Genomic DNA, 15,290 nt, shown 5'->3' with positions numbered 1-15,290 from the left:
CTAGGGCACTAAGTTTTTTTAAGTTTTATAGACTGTGTCTTTGCATTAGAAGGAAAGGATTGATAAGAAAAACCGTTACAAGAAAAGAAAATTCCTGTAACGGTCTAATTATATTATAACGTTCATTGTTTTTTATTGCTAAAAAAATTATTTAAAATTCAATTTGAACTCGTGTTTATTTATTTCTTCAAGCTTAGTAGATGTAAATTTTATGTTTTTTATTTCATCTAATTTTGGATCAACTTTTACCGTACTATTTATTTTAGCTTGTTTATTTTCTACAACGGTATTTTTAATTAATGTTTTCATTTAATTTTCTTTTAATAATAAATCCGTAAAAATCACCATTTGAGTCAAAAGGGATATTATGGATTGCTCCGTTTTCATCCTCGACTACACCAAAGATATGAAATGTTTCTGATAACTCTTTCACGTTAAGTGAAATCGCTCTCCTATATAATCTTGTTCTGACTTTTGTACTTCCTTTAAAAAATACACTTCTATCAGGGTACATTTCTGTGTAGAGATAAGCAGATTTAGCAACTGTAGCCAAAATAGCATTTCTATCACCATTATCACTTATAGCTAAATCATCAATAATAAATCCATTTTTTATTGGATCAAAAACTAAATCTCCAAAACCTAAATTATATAGTGTTTCATCTTTTGTAACACTGTAAGCAATACCTTTAACGATTTCTCCATTTGGTCCATTACTTTTAAATTCAAAAAGTGTAAATTCTGTGTTGGTGCGCAAGTCATAATTTGGAGTATTCATTCATAAAATTTATTGCGAAAATACATTTTTTTGAAAGAATTAGATTACTTTTTGCCGAATTAAATGTAGGTATTATAAAAGAATTACAACTTGTCTTACTCACCCTTTTTCTGCAAGTTAAAAACTGTACCGGCGGGATCCATAATCCAATGCATGTTTTTAGGAATTTCTTCTATTTCGTCGCAAGTTTCAACTCCATTTTGTTTTAAATAAGTTGTTGCTTCCTCGACATCAGGAACTGTTAATTGTAGCCAGGTTTCAGAATGAGTATAATTATCTACGCAATCCAGCCAAATTACATTATTTCCAAATTGAACCGAATGTGTTCTTGAAACTGTTGGATTATCTATTGGCACTTCTTTTACTTCCAGTTTTAAAATGTCACGGTAGAAAGCTACAGTTTCGTTATATTTTTGCTTCGGAATTTTAATGGCGATATTGATTCCGGCTTCAAATCTTGTTTCCATATTTTTTTCTTTTACTATAAAATTAGTAACAATCATGAAAACACGATCATTCGTATCTCTTTTTTATTTCCTCAATGGCGTATTTTGCAGAATCCTTTACATCTCTTTTCCTGCTTTTTAAATGTTTTTCTAAAAAAGGTATAGCTCTTAGTGTTCCTATTGTATTAATCGTAGCATTTGTATAAACTAAGTCGTATGGATCATCAGAATCATTAAGAATTTCAATTAATGCTGTTTCTGCGGCGCTATCCAATGCGTTTTTTAAGGATTGTATGGCACTATGCCGAATTAACCATTTGTCACTTTTTGTTGCCTGAATTAATGGTTGCAAATCTGTTCCAATTGGTTTTTTAATAGCTGCAATTCTGTCAAGCAGAGATGCAATTATATATTTGTCTGTTTCCTTTTGAATGCGGTAAATTAAGTAATCCAGTGCTTTTAAATCACTTGTATTTTTTGCAATATGACCAAGAAGAAAATAAGACCTGTCTCGTTTCTTTTTGTCTTTTTCATTGCCAATAAATGCAATTAGTTGCGGAATGTATGCTGTGTTTTCAACATTTTCGGCTTCTCTTAAAGCTTTCCAGGAAATTGTTTTGGAACTATCATAACCAGCTTCCTTATTTTGGTCGCTTGTATCCAACATTCTGTCAATTAGGTTTATGAGGTAGTTATCCATTGTATTGTAACTTTATACTTGAAAATATTTCACAGCAACTACGGATTTAAATAAATCAGAAGGCTTTTACCAAATTTATAGTTTTTAACAACACAAAAAAAATGTGCCAATTCAGAAATAAATAAAATAGAAAAATAACAAGATAATTGCTTCAAAAAGTGTATTTTAGAAAATTAAAATAATTATATTCGTTCTTCTTAATTTAATTGTAACTAATTATAAATGAGTATGAAACAAGCCACTACTATAGACGAAGTAATTCAGTTATTGGATGAAATAATAGAGAAAGCAAAACTAGATCAGAGCGCTATAGGTTTGTTTACGATGCTATATCGTGAAGTTACGATACAAGTAAAAGAAGGTATCCTGAACGGTTCTTTTCAAAATGGGGAGCGAATGGAAAAACTGGATGTCATTTTTGCCAATCGGTATTTGAAAGCGTATTACCAATATATAGCCAAAGAAAAACCATCAGAATGCTGGGGATTTGCCTTTGAGCAGGCAGAAGATTTTTGGCCAATAGTGCTCCAGCATTTACTACTCGGAATTAATGCGCATGTGAACCTTGATTTAGGAATAGCCTCGGCTCAGGTAAGTACAGTAGAAGATATTGAGGACTTAAAACATGATTTTGACCAAATAAACGCCATTTTAAGCAATTTGGTTGGAGGTGTAGAAAAATGCTTAATCAAAATTTGGCCAACGCTCACGATGATACTAAAATGGACAGGCAAAATAGACAATTTCTTTATTGATTTTAGCATGGAAACCGCCAGAAACGGTGCCTGGAAATTTGCCAATGAATTTGTGGCGATACCCGAAAACCAAAGAGAAGCCTGTTTAAAGCTAAGAGATCAAAGAATAACAGAAGTCGCCCGATTAGTTTCGAACCCCGGATATTTTGTTAGTGCCGTTTTTAAATTCATCCGTTTATTTGAAAAAGGAACTGTTGCCCAAAAAATAATTGATATGCAGATAGCAGAGGAAAAGGGTATTGAATGTGCTGCTGTTGCTTGATTTCAATATTCAATTCCCTAACGCCAGGATGAGAAAATTACAAAACAAATTCCCCTTCTAAAACCTTTACAGCTTCTCCTAAAATGAAAACTTTATCGTCAACAAGTTCTGTACTCATTGTTCCTGTTCTTGATGAAGACTGATAGGCATTCAATTTTGTTTTGTTTAGTTTTTGTACCCAATATTTCGTCAAAAAAGTTTGAACACCGCCTGTTACAGGATCTTCATTTGTGCCAGACCATGGCCAGAAATATCTGTAGTGAAAATCAAAAGTTTCGGTGTCGGAAACAGCGGTTACCAAAACACCATTTATTCCGGTATATGAATTTACCAAAGCTGTAAAATCAGGTTTTAAATTTGTCAGTTCGGTTGCACTTTTAATTTCAAGTAGAATAATATTATTTTTCGGACTGTATCTTTTATTTACAATTTCAGAAATTCCAAGTGCGTCTATCATTTCCTGAGGCACTTCTGTTTCTTCGGTGTCATAAACAGGAAATTGCATTTTGATTTTATTTCCTATTTTCTCAATAAGCAGCTCAACATTATCACGGTTAATAAACTTTATATTTTCAAATGCAGTAGTATCAAAAACAATTTTTGAAGAAGCCAATGTTGCATGTCCGCATAACGGAATTTCAGTTTTTGGCGAAAAAAAACGGATGCTGTAAATGTTATCTGAGATTTGCTTTATAAAAGCTGTTTCAGAAAATCCAATTTCTGTTGCAATGCTTTGCATCGTTTTACTATCTAATTCTGTGTTTGGTAAACAGACTGCAGCCGGATTTCCTTTAAATTTTTCGTTTGTAAACGAGTCTACAAAATATGTTTTCATTTGTTTGATTTTGTATGTTTAGAGAGATTAAAAGTAGGAATGTTAAATGAATTTACCTAGTTTTTACTTCTAACATAACTTTTTCAGTTGCATACAACCGATTGTATACAATCACTAAAAAGTAATCTGTTACTTGTAGTTTTGTTTCGAAAAAAAATAGAACATCATGGAAACACAACATAAAGAACAAGTCACAGAATTTCTAGAATCGATGAAAAGATTAAATAAATTCAAAAAGCTAAAATCAGAGAATAATAGTGACAATTCGTTTAACGTAAACCTAAAAGTATCTGGTTATAACGAATTAAATTTAATGGTTTCTACACTATTAAAAGCAAGTATTATTTTGCTTAATGATGATGCTAGAAGTCAGGCGTGTTTTTCATTTAATGAAGCGGATAATAATGTAATGACTTTGCTTGAAATTGCTTTACAACTTTTACCAGAAGACGAAATGGAAGTTTTGGATGATTTGCATAAGATTTATTTGGAATCAAATATTTATCCTAATCGATAGTAAGGATTTGTAATCCTTACTCACAATATTAGTTTTTTTGTTTTGAAATATTAATATTGTGTCTTATCGCTTCAAGTAAGGATTGCAAATCCACGCAATCTTGGATTAATCTAATAGTAAATATCTAAATTGTTCATATTGATCTAGACCTGGTAATGGTTGAAATTCATTTTTATGATTTGCATAAAAATTATATTTTGGATTAACAATCCTTAATGTCACTCTCAAAACACCAACATCATATAATGTACCTTTTTTATTTATAAATTCTTTGATTGCGATCTGCCCTCTATTTAAATCTTTTCAATTTCTGAAATTGAATTATACCCTGCTTGAATTAATTCTGGAACTATAATACTCGGTAAAGGAGTATGCTCAATATTTTTAAATATTGGATTTCTGTGAGTTAACTCTATTAAAGAGTTGATTGTGATATCGCAAGTTTGTGAGTCTTCATTTTCAATTTCAACTAATGATTGGATATTTACATTAAGAATTTCTTCGAGTGTTCTTTCTGCATCAACGATATAAAGTATTTGATTTGTATTATAATATGCATTTTGCACATAATGTAAATAAGGAACATGTGCTTTGCTCATCCAATCTCCTTTTGTATTATCTAATGTCAAAAATATTACATCAGTTTTATTTGATACCATAAATTTCATCATTTCATGAAAAATTATGTAATCACCATATGGATCATCAGGCTTTTCTTTTATATCGCCAAAACCTGGAAATATAGCATTGGCTTTGTTGAAAATAGATTCAGGTTTTTCGTTTGAAATTGTCTTCTTTAATGATTCGAAGTCTTTTTTTATAATTTCAAGTTCACTATCCAAAAGGCTTTCATTTGTATTACATAAATTTAGTAATTCTAAAAATTCATCCTTAACAATGATGTTAGTGCGATCTTTTCTTTTTTCATCTGCAGTTTGATTAAGTTTTTTAAATAATTCTTCAAGTTCTTTTTGATGTTTTTCAATCCCTTCTTCAACGAATGGATAATCTTTAAGAATAACTTTGTGTGTATCCAAAAAGCTTTTCATTTTATTAAGTACATCGGTTTTAAAATCTCTGGGAATTTTACTTGTGACTTTTTCAAAAAAATTTTGGATATTATCTTCTCTATTTCTGATAAATTCAATTTGTACTTGGGATGTCAAAAATATTCGCTCCTTATTTAATTTTACAAAATTGAGCAATTTTTCTCGTGCAGTAAATGAAATATTATAGTATCGTATTAAAATGTTTGTATCTAAAAAAATCGGAAGTTCAGACTTTAATGAAATCGCTTCTTCGAATCGAGATGAATATCTCTCTAGACATTCAGTATATTTAGTAATAGAATTTTGATTTCTTTGATTGTAATAATTTATTTCGGAAGTCGATATATTCATGTCTTTTATTTTTGTAGCGTATGGATAATCAGAATAATTTAGAAGTATGAACTTTTTTAAATAGTATAAATAGTAATAGATTGCTGAAAACGAATTTGAAATTTTTACTAAGCATCTCTATTGTACCATTTAATTATTGTCGCGATTTTATTAGAAAAATTTTCATTATTCAATTCAATAAATTTAAATTCATTTCTTATTAATAATTTATTCTCTATGAATGATGGCAAAACTAAAAAATCAATTTCTCCTGTTTCCTTTTCTTCATTAATTTTAAAAATTAATACCGGTATCGTTAACATTCCATTATCTCTATAAATTTTTATTTTCTCAATTTGATTGTTAAGTTTTGAATTGAAGGATGCAGTAGTTTTAACTTCAACGGCAAATTTAACTTTAGTCATATCTTTAAGTGTAACAAAGAAGTCAAATAAAGGTGTCGGATAATTTTCTATAGACATTTTGAAATTTGTCTTTAAAAGAAAAACTTTTGCAATCTCTTCAGCTCGCCACTCCCTAAATTTTTTAGTATTGTTCATTATATTGAATGTTTAAACGTTGGTTTAAAAGTATTAACTTTTGTTTCAATCCAGAACTTTTTTACATCATTAAATAATTTTGTTCGTGTTGCGGTATTTATTTCAAATTTTGTTGAAAGACTAGAAATACTTTTCCTTCTTTTTGTATTTACTGACGTAATATAAGCCTTTTCAGTATTTACGTCAACACCAACAAGATATGTTGGACAAAAATAATCATTCAATTTGTGAAGTTTTTGTTTTGGAGCACTTATTCTTAATTTATTATTTCTATTAACACCTTGATTTGTTGATTTTACCTGAACTATGAAAAAGAAATGTTCTTTTGGTCCAACTAATTCAACATAAAAATCCGAAGTTGGCCATTTTTCACCTAAATGTCTAGATCGAAAATTATAGTCCCTAGAGATAATAACACTAAAAAGATTTTCACCCAAATCTCCAATATCATTTTGTGTCGGCATAAGATATAATTTTGATTATTTTTATTGTGGTTAATTTCTATATAAACTGTAAAACGGCTTCAAGGAAGAGCTATCAAAATTTCAGATAGTTACTTATGAATTGTAGTTTAAAAATACTATTAGCAAACTAATAGTTTCTTATTTAATACTTAAAATAGTTTATTGATTTCTACAAACATTTTTTCAAATCTATTTAGCGTTTCAGGTTTAAAGAAAGTTTTATCAATAGCTAATTGATTTAGCTTATTTGCAGGACGATAATGATTAAATCGTGGTTTATTAATAACCTTATTTATTTGTTTTAAAATTGTGTCTAACGAAATATCTAAGTTACTTAATTTAATTTCAGGAAATTCTTTATCAAATGCTAAATTAAAAAGGTTTAAATATTCATCCTTTTCGAACATATCTTCTATATCTGCAACAGGTTTACCATTATTGGTAAATTCATTAAAAAATCTAATATGTTTTTCCTTAATAATCTTGTGCATGATTAAGTCATCTACTTTTTGCTTACCTTTTTGATCAGTAAATGTATCTAGTAAACATGCTACATTTAATTTTGAACCACGTAGCAAAGAAATAAAAGTTGTTACTTTATCTAAGCCCCCGACAGGAACAATAGTAATGTTTTCATTTAGAAAACTCCTTTTTTCGGTCTCAAGAATTGTTGATAATATTGTTAGATAAATCAAGTCTGCAGGACCTTCAACCAATAAATTGTTTTTAGAGACAAAAAGATTTTGTGCAATGTCATAACCTAATGCTGCTTGAAGTGGAAATAGTGTATTCGGATCTTTTTCCTGAATAGAATCTGAAATTATAGTCCCATATTCAGTTTCAAAACAAGTTCGGACCTTATTTAAATTTTCAGTTTCTACCATAAATGGTGAATGTGTGGTATAAATTATTTGATATTTCCTTGATAGATCTTTGAAAAATCTTAATAAATCAGCCTGTGCAGAAGCGTGTAAATTTAAACCGGGTTCATCCAACAATAGAATATAATCAGAACTCTTATCTACTTGTATTTTGCTAAACCATATAATAAATGAAAAGAACCAATTAAAACCTTTACTCCTTCTATCTAAAGGTAGAGTTATTTTATGGCGCTGACTTTTTACTCTAATATCGAGAATTTTCTCGGGTCTGCCTTGTTGATTTGTAATATTTTGGATTTTAAATTCAATATCGAGATTTTGATTGGTTGACCAATACTTAAAGATTTCGCTAGTAATTTTATTGGAAGAAGCCTCCAATATTGCGATATACTTTTCGTATTCCTGTTCTGTAGAATTAAGGATTTCTTCGGGTTTTATCCTAGCAAGTTCAAAAAGAGCGACTGAAGTTTTTTCCTTTTCATTTGTTGGGGGGTCATTAATAAGTTTATTTATGTTAATTTTTCCAGGTAATGGATAGTAATCATCAAAATACCAAAATTTAGGCATTTTTGTTTTTAACCACTTTTTTGCGATATATGAAGCTAATTGATTTTCCCAACCAAAACCACCATTTATAATTTTAATAATTTCGTCTTTAAAAACTTGTAGATTTGGATCAGCTTCTGTAGTAACAATGTTAGCAATTTCAGATAAAGATTTGACTACATTTACTAGGTCTTTTGCTTCTTTTGATAAAGAATGTTGATTAGCTTTAAATTCTAAAAATTTTTTGAGATTAGCTGTCACATTGCCAAACAGGTTTTTATCAGATTTATAAACATGTGTATATGTGAATTCTTTAATAATGAAGACTTCTTTTCCAACTTCATTTTCAATTTCTTTTAACAATTCTGGTGAAATTTCATATTTGCATTCAATTATATTTGAATCTTCATCGCTGTGCTGAAAATCAATTAATTCATTTCTGGGATAATCTTGAGTAATATCAAATTCAAAATCTGGATCTTTAGTAAAGTAATTGGTTTTCGCTATAGCAGTTAAAAAAGACGTTTTTCCTGATTCATTCATTCCAACAATTGTTGTAATTTCAGAATCAATATTAACTTTTTGTTGTTTTATGATACTTTTATATTTTTCAATTGTTACTTGTGTAAGTTTAATTAGAGCCATAGTTTTTAAAATTTTGATTTCCTTTTATTCTATTTATGAATTGAGATAAAAATTTACTTATAATAATATGTGAAGCTTTCTATAATTTAAGTTTTAAGGCAGATTTAAGTATTATCTACGAAATATCAATAATTGAATATGATTTAAAATCATATTCAATTATTGATATTTTATAAAAACAAACATCGCCTTTAATTTAAACTAATCACCAAGTAAAAATACCTGATTTTATTTAAAATAGTTTTTGCTAAAAGTAAATCCCTTTAATCAAATGATTTTACGGAAAACCATAAATGCCTTAATAAATACAAAATCCCTAGCCCTGATAGAAGTGGAAATCCTTTTGTGCCGGTGTTCGGCACAAAAGATTGTAGCGGATAGCAGGAAACAGCTCCAAAAAAGATATATCGAATAGGCAGTCCTGATAATTATCGGGATCCTAAAAACCATCATAATTCCACTAAAATTTATACCTAAAAAACTCAAAAAATCAATAATAGAATTTTCAACAAAAATTTCGTAAATTTGCACTCCAATAAAAGGATTTAGAAAATGTTAGATAGACTTCAAATAGTAAAACAGCGTTTTGACGAGATTTCGGATTTGATTATCCAGCCGGATGTTATTTCTGATCAGAAACGTTATGTGCAATTGAATCAAGAGTACAAAAACCTGAAAGCATTGGCTGAAAAGCGTGATGAATATGTGCTTTTGATGGCTAATATAGATGAGGCAAACGAAATTATTGCTGATGGAAGTGATGCAGATATGGTTGAAATGGCCAAAATGCAACTAGACGAAGCAAAAGAAAGATTGCCGGAACTTGAGGAAGAAATCAAATTTATGTTGATTCCTAAAGATCCTGAAGATGCTAAAAACGTAATGGTCGAGATTCGTGCCGGAACGGGTGGGGATGAAGCAAGTATTTTTGCCGGAGATTTATTCAGAATGTATACTAAATATTGTGAAAATCAAGGCTGGAGAACTTCGGTTGTTGATATGAATGAAGGAACTTCGGGAGGTTTCAAAGAGGTTATTTTTGAGGTGTCGGGCGAAGACGTTTACGGAACTTTAAAATTTGAAGCCGGTGTTCACCGTGTACAGCGTGTTCCTCAAACGGAAACACAAGGTCGTGTGCATACATCTGCAGCAACTGTTATGGTTTTGCCGGAAGCAGAAGAGTTTGATGTACAAATTGATATGAACGATGTTCGTGTGGATTTCTTCTGTTCATCAGGACCTGGAGGACAATCAGTTAATACAACGAAATCTGCGGTACGTTTAACGCACATTCCAACCGGATTGGTGGCGCAATGCCAGGATCAGAAATCACAGCATAAAAACAAAGATAAAGCGTTGAACGTTTTACGTTCTCGTTTATACGAACAGGAATTGGCTAAGAAAGAGGCTGAAGATGCTACAAAACGTACATCTCAGGTAAGTTCTGGTGACCGTTCGGCTAAGATTCGTACGTACAACTACGCTCAGGGTCGTGTAACAGATCACAGAGTTGGTTTAACTTTATACGATTTAGGAAACATCATGAACGGTGATATCCAAAAAATTGTTGCCGAATTACAGTTGGTTAACAATATGGAGAAATTAAAAGAAGCGTCGGAGGTTTTCTAAAAAAGGTACAGAGGTTTAAAGGAACAAAGGTACAAAGGTTTAGGATCTGCCTTACGATTTAATAAAATTTAAAAAGGGACTGTTTCACTTGTGAAACAGTCCCTTTTTTATAAGATTCAAATCTGATAACTCAGCATCTTTGGCATCTTTGTACCTCTGAGCCTTTGCATCTTTGAACCTTTTAAGATATATAGTGAAGGATATTAACTGATTAACCGTTTGTTTATAAAACGTATAATCAAGTTAGATACCTAAAAATACTCTCGTAAATTCAAAACATTTATATAGGTTAGAGTACATGTAAACACCATTTTTGATAATTATTTCATTTAACTTTTCCATGATACATAATTTAAGGTTGTACAATTACTCTTGTGATGGTTCGTATTGTGATGGATCTTTATCTTCATGTGAAGATTCAGATTCATGAGGTTTTGAAACTAAATTGGTTATAATCAATTGTATTACTGATCCGAATATGCTTTTAAACGCCGAATCGGATTTTCCTACTACTAATCTCTTTGCGAGATAACCAATTCCGATACTGATTGCCGATTGTGCCAAATGGCTTTTAACGCCAACTGCTTCATTGATTTCTTCAACTGTATTTCTAATCAGATTTAGCGGTTTCAGATTGTGCTTAATTTCTGCAACTTCATCTTTAATAGCGATCCAGTCCTGTTTTTGTTGCGCCTTTGTTTCAAGAATCATTTGTTCTAATCTGTCAACAGTAAAAATGTTTTCTTTAATGGTTCCCATAACAGTTAATTTAAAGCTTTGTCACTTTCGTTCGAATCGGTTTTAGTTTCTTTTAAAATGCTGGAAATAATCATATTTCCAATCGGTGTTTTTATTAGCGAATGTTGAAATGTGTTTAACACAATGGCAACAATCAGGTAAAATAACGCCAATATAAAAAAGCCGTAAGAATATTCTCCAAGTTGTTTTCCAATCCATAAACTTATCCCAATATTAAGAAACAAGGTAAAAAATGCAACAACAGCACCAACGGCAATTTTAGATGTTAATGTTGAAAGAACATCTGCTGATGCAGATACCGTTTTAAGTTTGACTAATTCAATACTTGTTCTGGTATAATTTTCAGCTTTTTCAAAAATGTTTTCGTCGTCTCTTGTTGTTGCATTTGTTTCCATGATAAAGGTATTTTATGATTTAAAAAATTCACTTTTTTAATAGTTCGTTTTCACAGCTTTAGCTTCATCTTTAACAGTGTTGAAGTCTTCTTTTACAGAATTGAATTTTGCTTTTCCTTCTTCGATAATATCTTTACCGTTTGAAGTAATAGTGCTTACAATTCCGTCAAATTTACCTTTTAGGTTATCTCCGTAATCTTTTGATTTATCTTTTATTTTTTTTCTTGTTTCTGAACCTTTATCCGGTGCAAATAAAACTCCTAAAAATGCTCCCGCCGCTGCGGCTCCTAAAATTCCTAAAATTGTGCTACTAGTTTTCATAATATTTGATTTAATGGATTAATGTATATTTAATTAATTGTTTTTGTTTTTTAAATTTCTCGACCTTTAATAAGTCTGAAAAGAATTGCAATAATGGCAATTACTAATAAAATGTGAATAATACTTCCGGCGCTGTAAACAAAGAACCCAAGGGCCCAAAGAATAACCAGAATCACTGCGATTGTGTATAATAAATTTGACATGGTCTTATTATTTATGGTTAATAATTAATTGATTTGTTTTTTAATTTAATTTGTATGATAAGTAAACAGATAAATTACTGTTTTTTGCATCCGGGAATGTATAAGTTTGTCCTAAAACCGTTCTTTCTTTACCAATAGTTGTTAAACCATAGTTGTAACGAACACCAATACTTATTGGGCTAAAATCAACTCCAACACCTGCTACGATACCAGCATCGAATTTGTTTAAGTCATCTGTGTCTATATCTTCGTTAAATTCAGCAGCTCCGTTTCCGGTAAGTTTAGAACTTACTAAATAAGATGCATATCCACCCGCCTGAAGGTTAAAGTTTTTAGTGATATTAACTCTAACTAATAAAGGAACTTCGATATAGTTTAATTTGAATTTTGCGTCTCCACTTGCAACATCACTGTTATATTCTAACTTAGAACCTCTTGTGGTAAATAAAACCTCTGGTTGAATAGCGACAAAATCTGATATTGGTAATGTTGCATAAACACCGGCATTAAAACCGTACAGGATGTTTTCGTCAGTTGCTTCATCATCGTCTGATAAAAAATTAGACATATTAAAACCTCCTTTTACACCAAACTCGGTTGTAACATTTTCGTCCTGAGCGTGTAGTACTCCAAAAGAAGCGGTCATAAATAGGACTAAGGCGCATAATAAATTTGATTGCATTTTCATAATTGTGATTAATTTAGGTTAATGATTGCTCTAAAGGCATTTAATTAATTTGTTGTTTAATTTGTTCAGTTTCTCTTAAAAGCTGATACATTTCTGGCAAATAATGCAATACTAATTTCAAAATCACTTCGTCATTTGTTTCTTTAGAAACTGATTCTAATGCTTCAATTTGTTCGTTTAATGATTCTAACAATGAATCCAGATAAACTCTATCAAAGCTGGCAGCATTTGTATCAGTTAACTTATATAATTCCAGTTTACTGGAGTTGTTTATTTCGGTAACAATCACCAGCCTTTTATTAGCTATTTTTGCTATATCCCTTAACAAATTATTTTGGTGATTTTCAATTTTCCTGCTTAATTGCTTTATAACACTTTTTGAAGTTTTTTGTTCTGCAATCTGACTTTTAGAAATAATAGCTTTACTTAAATTTGCCGTCGCAATAAAAAAATAAGCTTCCATTTGCTCTCTGTCATTTGTATTAAAAGCTTCGTTTTTAAAGTTACTTTCTATTAGATTATTTTTATTGCAAGACGTGTTGCAAAGGATAATTATTAAAAAGAATATTTTTAAAAATGTTGCTCTCAATATGGGCATTGCTTTCATTAATTACTTGTTAAAGTATTACATTACAAAGATGCTAACGAATGAAGCGTTTTGCTTTACAGCATAAAAAAGAAACGTTATATAATTCCCATAATGGATTTATATAACGTTTTTTATGTAGTTTTTTGGAAGTTTTATTCTGGTAGAAACACAGTAAATACAGAGCCTTTTCCTAAGGTACTGTCTGCAGTAATATGACCTTTATGGTTCTCAACAATTTTTTTGCAAATCGCTAAACCAATTCCTGTTCCCGGATAATCTGTTTTAGAATGCAAACGCTGAAATAAAATAAAAATGGTTTCTTTAAACTGAGAATCAAATCCCATTCCGTTATCAGAAAAAGTTATCTTATAGAATTTCTTACTATTTTGTTCTAATAAATCAGGATAATCTTTTGATGAAACTTTTTCGGTCACAATATTAATTTCCGGTCGAATATCAGGCTTACTGTATTTTAAGGAATTTCCAATCAGGTTGATAAAAAGCTGTTCGATTTGATACGGAATAACATCAAGCTTCGGTAGTTTTGAAACTGTAATGGTTGCTTTTTTCTCGTCAATGATTTCTGTTAATTCAGATTTGGCATTTTCGAGTAATTCGTTCAAATTCGATTTTATGAATTCCTTTTTAGTAGTATTCGTTCTCGAGAATAAAAGTAAATCGTCTATTAAAACACGCATTCTTTTTGCCGAAACTTCAATCTTACTAATATAATCTTTGGCGCTATCTGATAAAACAGCTTTATCTGCATCAGAAACCCTTGAAATAAAGGTTTGAATTTTTCGAAGAGGTTCCTGTAAATCATGACTTGCCACATGATTAAAAGACGCAAGTTCCTGATTGCTTTTTTCCAGTTCTCTATTACGTTCCTGAAGTTCTATGTTTAATAAATGCTCGTCGGTAATATCAAAATTGATTCCGAGCAAAATCTGGCTTCCTTGCTGATCGGTCAATAATTTTCCTGTCGATTTAAAATATCTTATTTCATTATTTGGAAGCGTAATCTTATAGTAAATAAAAGGTAATTGTTTTTTATTGACAATTCCTTCCATAGATTTTGCCACAGCCTCTTTATCATCCGGGTGTACAAAATTTAAAAAAGTATCTTTTTCAGGAACAAAAGCATTTGGTTTAAAACCTAATAAACGATATTGATTATCTGAATAATCGATTTTATTAAGATCAAGATCCCATTGCCAGGTGCTGAATTTACCAATAACCTCAGACTCGGCCATTAATCGGGAAGAAATCAAAAGTTTTTTGTTGAATATTTTTAATCGTTTAATGTCTTTGCTGATTTGTCTATAAGAAAGAATAATAAAGATTAATGCGGTTAAAAATAGTGAAATAGAGAAAACAGGACTTAAAGAAATTTCCTGATCGTATATTTTTAATCTTTTTTGCTGGTATCTTTTTTCGATATCATTCATTTCATCAACCTGAAAACGAATGTTATCCATTAAAATTCGTCCGCCAAACATATGATTGTCGAGTTTTCTTTTATCATATGTTTGAGGATTGCTGTATTTAAAACAGTTTTCGAATGAGGTAAAACGCTGTGTAATGAGCCCGAATAATTTCTGAAGGTTTTTTTGCTGCTTCGGATTATCGGCTGTAAGTTTTTTTAATGTAATAAATGAAGTATTTACCTTGTCGCGAGAATAAATATAAGGAGTTAAAAAACGACCGTTACGTGTTATTATATAGCCACGCTGTCCCGTTTCGGCATCCTTTATCGCCGACATTAACCGCTCTAATTGAATGTTTATTTCATAAGTATGCATTACAAGTTTACTGGATTCGTTTAAATCCTGGTTGTGTTTGTAAGCAATTGAGGAAAGAAATAACAGAATGAAAACTGCGATTACAAAAATAACTCTCAATGAGTTTGAAGAATTAAACTTGGGTATCCATTTCATT

Annotated in this window: 19 protein-coding genes; 3 read left to right on the top strand and 16 right to left on the bottom strand. The window is 30.4% G+C overall.

The genetic code is table 11. The annotated features are described in order from the left end of the window. Positions 1–147: 147 nt before the first annotated feature. The 4 genes from AC4FQ3_RS05465 to AC4FQ3_RS05450 all read right to left on the bottom strand — a co-directional run bounded on the left by AC4FQ3_RS05465 (position 148) and on the right by AC4FQ3_RS05450 (position 1,924). Complete coding sequence (locus AC4FQ3_RS05465) at positions 148–309, bottom strand: hypothetical protein (RefSeq protein WP_491181154.1); 162 nt, start codon at positions 307–309, stop codon at positions 148–150. After that, entirely contained in the window at positions 293–778 is a 486-nt protein-coding gene (locus AC4FQ3_RS05460) for a DUF6934 family protein (RefSeq protein ID WP_491181153.1), read from the bottom strand. Before AC4FQ3_RS05460 ends, AC4FQ3_RS05465 begins: the two co-directional genes overlap by 17 nt. A 95-nt stretch (positions 779–873) precedes the next feature. Beyond that, positions 874–1,245, bottom strand: coding sequence for a VOC family protein (locus tag AC4FQ3_RS05455; RefSeq protein ID WP_491181152.1), 372 nt, complete (start codon positions 1,243–1,245; stop codon positions 874–876). 46 nt (positions 1,246–1,291) lie between these two features. Then, positions 1,292–1,924: a HEAT repeat domain-containing protein gene (locus tag AC4FQ3_RS05450; RefSeq protein WP_491181151.1), complete on the bottom strand. Its 633-nt coding sequence runs from the start codon at positions 1,922–1,924 to the stop codon at positions 1,292–1,294. Between the two features lie 228 nt (positions 1,925–2,152). On the opposite strand from AC4FQ3_RS05450, the gene AC4FQ3_RS05445 reads away from it, so the two are divergent. Next, the gene (locus AC4FQ3_RS05445; protein WP_491181150.1) at positions 2,153–2,941 is read left to right on the top strand and encodes a DUF5995 family protein; all 789 of its coding nucleotides are present in this window, start codon (positions 2,153–2,155) and stop codon (positions 2,939–2,941) included. Between the two features lie 37 nt (positions 2,942–2,978). On the opposite strand, the gene AC4FQ3_RS05440 is transcribed toward AC4FQ3_RS05445, so the two are convergent. Continuing rightward, positions 2,979–3,776, bottom strand: a complete 798-nt coding sequence (locus AC4FQ3_RS05440) for a PhzF family phenazine biosynthesis protein (RefSeq protein ID WP_491181149.1) — start codon at positions 3,774–3,776, stop codon at positions 2,979–2,981. Between the two features lie 166 nt (positions 3,777–3,942). On the opposite strand from AC4FQ3_RS05440, the gene AC4FQ3_RS05435 reads away from it, so the two are divergent. Beyond that, entirely contained in the window at positions 3,943–4,293 is a 351-nt protein-coding gene (locus AC4FQ3_RS05435; protein WP_491181148.1) for a hypothetical protein, read from the top strand. A gap of 293 nt (positions 4,294–4,586) precedes the next feature. Here AC4FQ3_RS05435 and AC4FQ3_RS05430 read toward each other — a convergent pair whose 3' ends face one another. From AC4FQ3_RS05430 to AC4FQ3_RS05415, 4 genes are all read right to left on the bottom strand, one after another. Continuing rightward, positions 4,587–5,693: a PIN-like domain-containing protein gene (locus AC4FQ3_RS05430; protein WP_491181147.1), complete on the bottom strand. Its 1,107-nt coding sequence runs from the start codon at positions 5,691–5,693 to the stop codon at positions 4,587–4,589. Positions 5,694–5,800: 107 nt separating this feature from the next. Further along, entirely contained in the window at positions 5,801–6,232 is a 432-nt protein-coding gene (locus tag AC4FQ3_RS05425; RefSeq protein WP_491181146.1) for a hypothetical protein, read from the bottom strand. Continuing rightward, positions 6,232–6,696, bottom strand: a complete 465-nt coding sequence (locus AC4FQ3_RS05420) for a DUF4365 domain-containing protein (protein ID WP_491181145.1) — start codon at positions 6,694–6,696, stop codon at positions 6,232–6,234. Before AC4FQ3_RS05420 ends, AC4FQ3_RS05425 begins: the two co-directional genes overlap by 1 nt. Positions 6,697–6,845: 149 nt before the next feature. Then, positions 6,846–8,768, bottom strand: coding sequence for an AAA family ATPase (locus tag AC4FQ3_RS05415; RefSeq protein WP_491181144.1), 1,923 nt, complete (start codon positions 8,766–8,768; stop codon positions 6,846–6,848). A gap of 552 nt (positions 8,769–9,320) precedes the next feature. On the opposite strand from AC4FQ3_RS05415, the gene prfA reads away from it, so the two are divergent. Then, a complete protein-coding gene (gene prfA / locus AC4FQ3_RS05410; RefSeq protein ID WP_042566333.1) occupies positions 9,321–10,397 on the top strand; it encodes a peptide chain release factor 1 in 1,077 nt (358 codons plus the stop codon). 366 nt (positions 10,398–10,763) lie between these two features. Here the strand turns inward: prfA and AC4FQ3_RS05405 are convergent, their stop codons facing one another. The 7 genes from AC4FQ3_RS05405 to AC4FQ3_RS05375 form a co-directional block, all read right to left on the bottom strand. Next, the gene (locus AC4FQ3_RS05405) at positions 10,764–11,156 is read right to left on the bottom strand and encodes a hypothetical protein (protein WP_042566331.1); all 393 of its coding nucleotides are present in this window, start codon (positions 11,154–11,156) and stop codon (positions 10,764–10,766) included. A gap of 5 nt (positions 11,157–11,161) precedes the next feature. Beyond that, positions 11,162–11,551, bottom strand: a complete 390-nt coding sequence (locus tag AC4FQ3_RS05400) for a phage holin family protein (RefSeq protein ID WP_073393229.1) — start codon at positions 11,549–11,551, stop codon at positions 11,162–11,164. Positions 11,552–11,587: 36 nt separating this feature from the next. After that, positions 11,588–11,872 carry a YtxH domain-containing protein gene (locus AC4FQ3_RS05395; RefSeq protein ID WP_042566329.1) on the bottom strand — a complete coding sequence of 95 codons (285 nt, stop codon included), beginning with the start codon at positions 11,870–11,872 and terminating at the stop codon, positions 11,588–11,590. 50 nt (positions 11,873–11,922) lie between these two features. Further along, positions 11,923–12,075 (bottom strand): lmo0937 family membrane protein, encoded by a 153-nt coding sequence (locus AC4FQ3_RS05390; protein WP_007811479.1) that lies wholly within the window; start codon positions 12,073–12,075, stop codon positions 11,923–11,925. Positions 12,076–12,115: 40 nt separating this feature from the next. Then, on the bottom strand, positions 12,116–12,763 hold the full coding sequence (locus AC4FQ3_RS05385; protein ID WP_491181143.1) for a porin family protein: 648 nt from the start codon (positions 12,761–12,763) through the stop codon (positions 12,116–12,118). Positions 12,764–12,803: 40 nt separating this feature from the next. Continuing rightward, the gene (locus AC4FQ3_RS05380; RefSeq protein ID WP_491181388.1) at positions 12,804–13,361 is read right to left on the bottom strand and encodes a DUF4142 domain-containing protein; all 558 of its coding nucleotides are present in this window, start codon (positions 13,359–13,361) and stop codon (positions 12,804–12,806) included. 143 nt (positions 13,362–13,504) lie between these two features. After that, positions 13,505–15,289, bottom strand: a complete 1,785-nt coding sequence (locus AC4FQ3_RS05375; RefSeq protein ID WP_491181142.1) for a sensor histidine kinase — start codon at positions 15,287–15,289, stop codon at positions 13,505–13,507. Position 15,290 lies beyond the last annotated feature (1 nt).

The sequence above is a fragment of the Flavobacterium sp. AK-345 genome, assembly GCF_058310175.1.
The sequence above is the reverse complement of the archived record's forward strand: the minus strand, read 5'-3'. Positions and strand labels throughout refer to the sequence as shown.

What these genes read in the sequence shown, in the direction of transcription:
- AC4FQ3_RS05465 (WP_491181154.1), bottom strand. Translation starts at nt 309, where the DNA reads ATGAAAACATTAATTAAAAATACCGTTGTAGAAAATAAACAAGCTAAA.
- AC4FQ3_RS05460 (WP_491181153.1), bottom strand. Translation starts at nt 778, where the DNA reads ATGAATACTCCAAATTATGACTTGCGCACCAACACAGAATTTACACTT.
- AC4FQ3_RS05455 (WP_491181152.1), bottom strand. Translation starts at nt 1,245, where the DNA reads ATGGAAACAAGATTTGAAGCCGGAATCAATATCGCCATTAAAATTCCG.
- AC4FQ3_RS05450 (WP_491181151.1), bottom strand. Translation starts at nt 1,924, where the DNA reads ATGGATAACTACCTCATAAACCTAATTGACAGAATGTTGGATACAAGC.
- AC4FQ3_RS05445 (WP_491181150.1), top strand. Translation starts at nt 2,153, where the DNA reads ATGAAACAAGCCACTACTATAGACGAAGTAATTCAGTTATTGGATGAA.
- AC4FQ3_RS05440 (WP_491181149.1), bottom strand. Translation starts at nt 3,776, where the DNA reads ATGAAAACATATTTTGTAGACTCGTTTACAAACGAAAAATTTAAAGGA.
- AC4FQ3_RS05435 (WP_491181148.1), top strand. Translation starts at nt 3,943, where the DNA reads ATGGAAACACAACATAAAGAACAAGTCACAGAATTTCTAGAATCGATG.
- AC4FQ3_RS05430 (WP_491181147.1), bottom strand. Translation starts at nt 5,693, where the DNA reads ATGAATATATCGACTTCCGAAATAAATTATTACAATCAAAGAAATCAA.
- AC4FQ3_RS05425 (WP_491181146.1), bottom strand. Translation starts at nt 6,232, where the DNA reads ATGAACAATACTAAAAAATTTAGGGAGTGGCGAGCTGAAGAGATTGCA.
- AC4FQ3_RS05420 (WP_491181145.1), bottom strand. Translation starts at nt 6,696, where the DNA reads ATGCCGACACAAAATGATATTGGAGATTTGGGTGAAAATCTTTTTAGT.
- AC4FQ3_RS05415 (WP_491181144.1), bottom strand. Translation starts at nt 8,768, where the DNA reads ATGGCTCTAATTAAACTTACACAAGTAACAATTGAAAAATATAAAAGT.
- prfA (WP_042566333.1), top strand. Translation starts at nt 9,321, where the DNA reads ATGTTAGATAGACTTCAAATAGTAAAACAGCGTTTTGACGAGATTTCG.
- AC4FQ3_RS05405 (WP_042566331.1), bottom strand. Translation starts at nt 11,156, where the DNA reads ATGGGAACCATTAAAGAAAACATTTTTACTGTTGACAGATTAGAACAA.
- AC4FQ3_RS05400 (WP_073393229.1), bottom strand. Translation starts at nt 11,551, where the DNA reads ATGGAAACAAATGCAACAACAAGAGACGACGAAAACATTTTTGAAAAA.
- AC4FQ3_RS05395 (WP_042566329.1), bottom strand. Translation starts at nt 11,872, where the DNA reads ATGAAAACTAGTAGCACAATTTTAGGAATTTTAGGAGCCGCAGCGGCG.
- AC4FQ3_RS05390 (WP_007811479.1), bottom strand. Translation starts at nt 12,075, where the DNA reads ATGTCAAATTTATTATACACAATCGCAGTGATTCTGGTTATTCTTTGG.
- AC4FQ3_RS05385 (WP_491181143.1), bottom strand. Translation starts at nt 12,763, where the DNA reads ATGAAAATGCAATCAAATTTATTATGCGCCTTAGTCCTATTTATGACC.
- AC4FQ3_RS05380 (WP_491181388.1), bottom strand. Translation starts at nt 13,361, where the DNA reads ATGCCCATATTGAGAGCAACATTTTTAAAAATATTCTTTTTAATAATT.
- AC4FQ3_RS05375 (WP_491181142.1), bottom strand. Translation starts at nt 15,289, where the DNA reads ATGAAATGGATACCCAAGTTTAATTCTTCAAACTCATTGAGAGTTATT.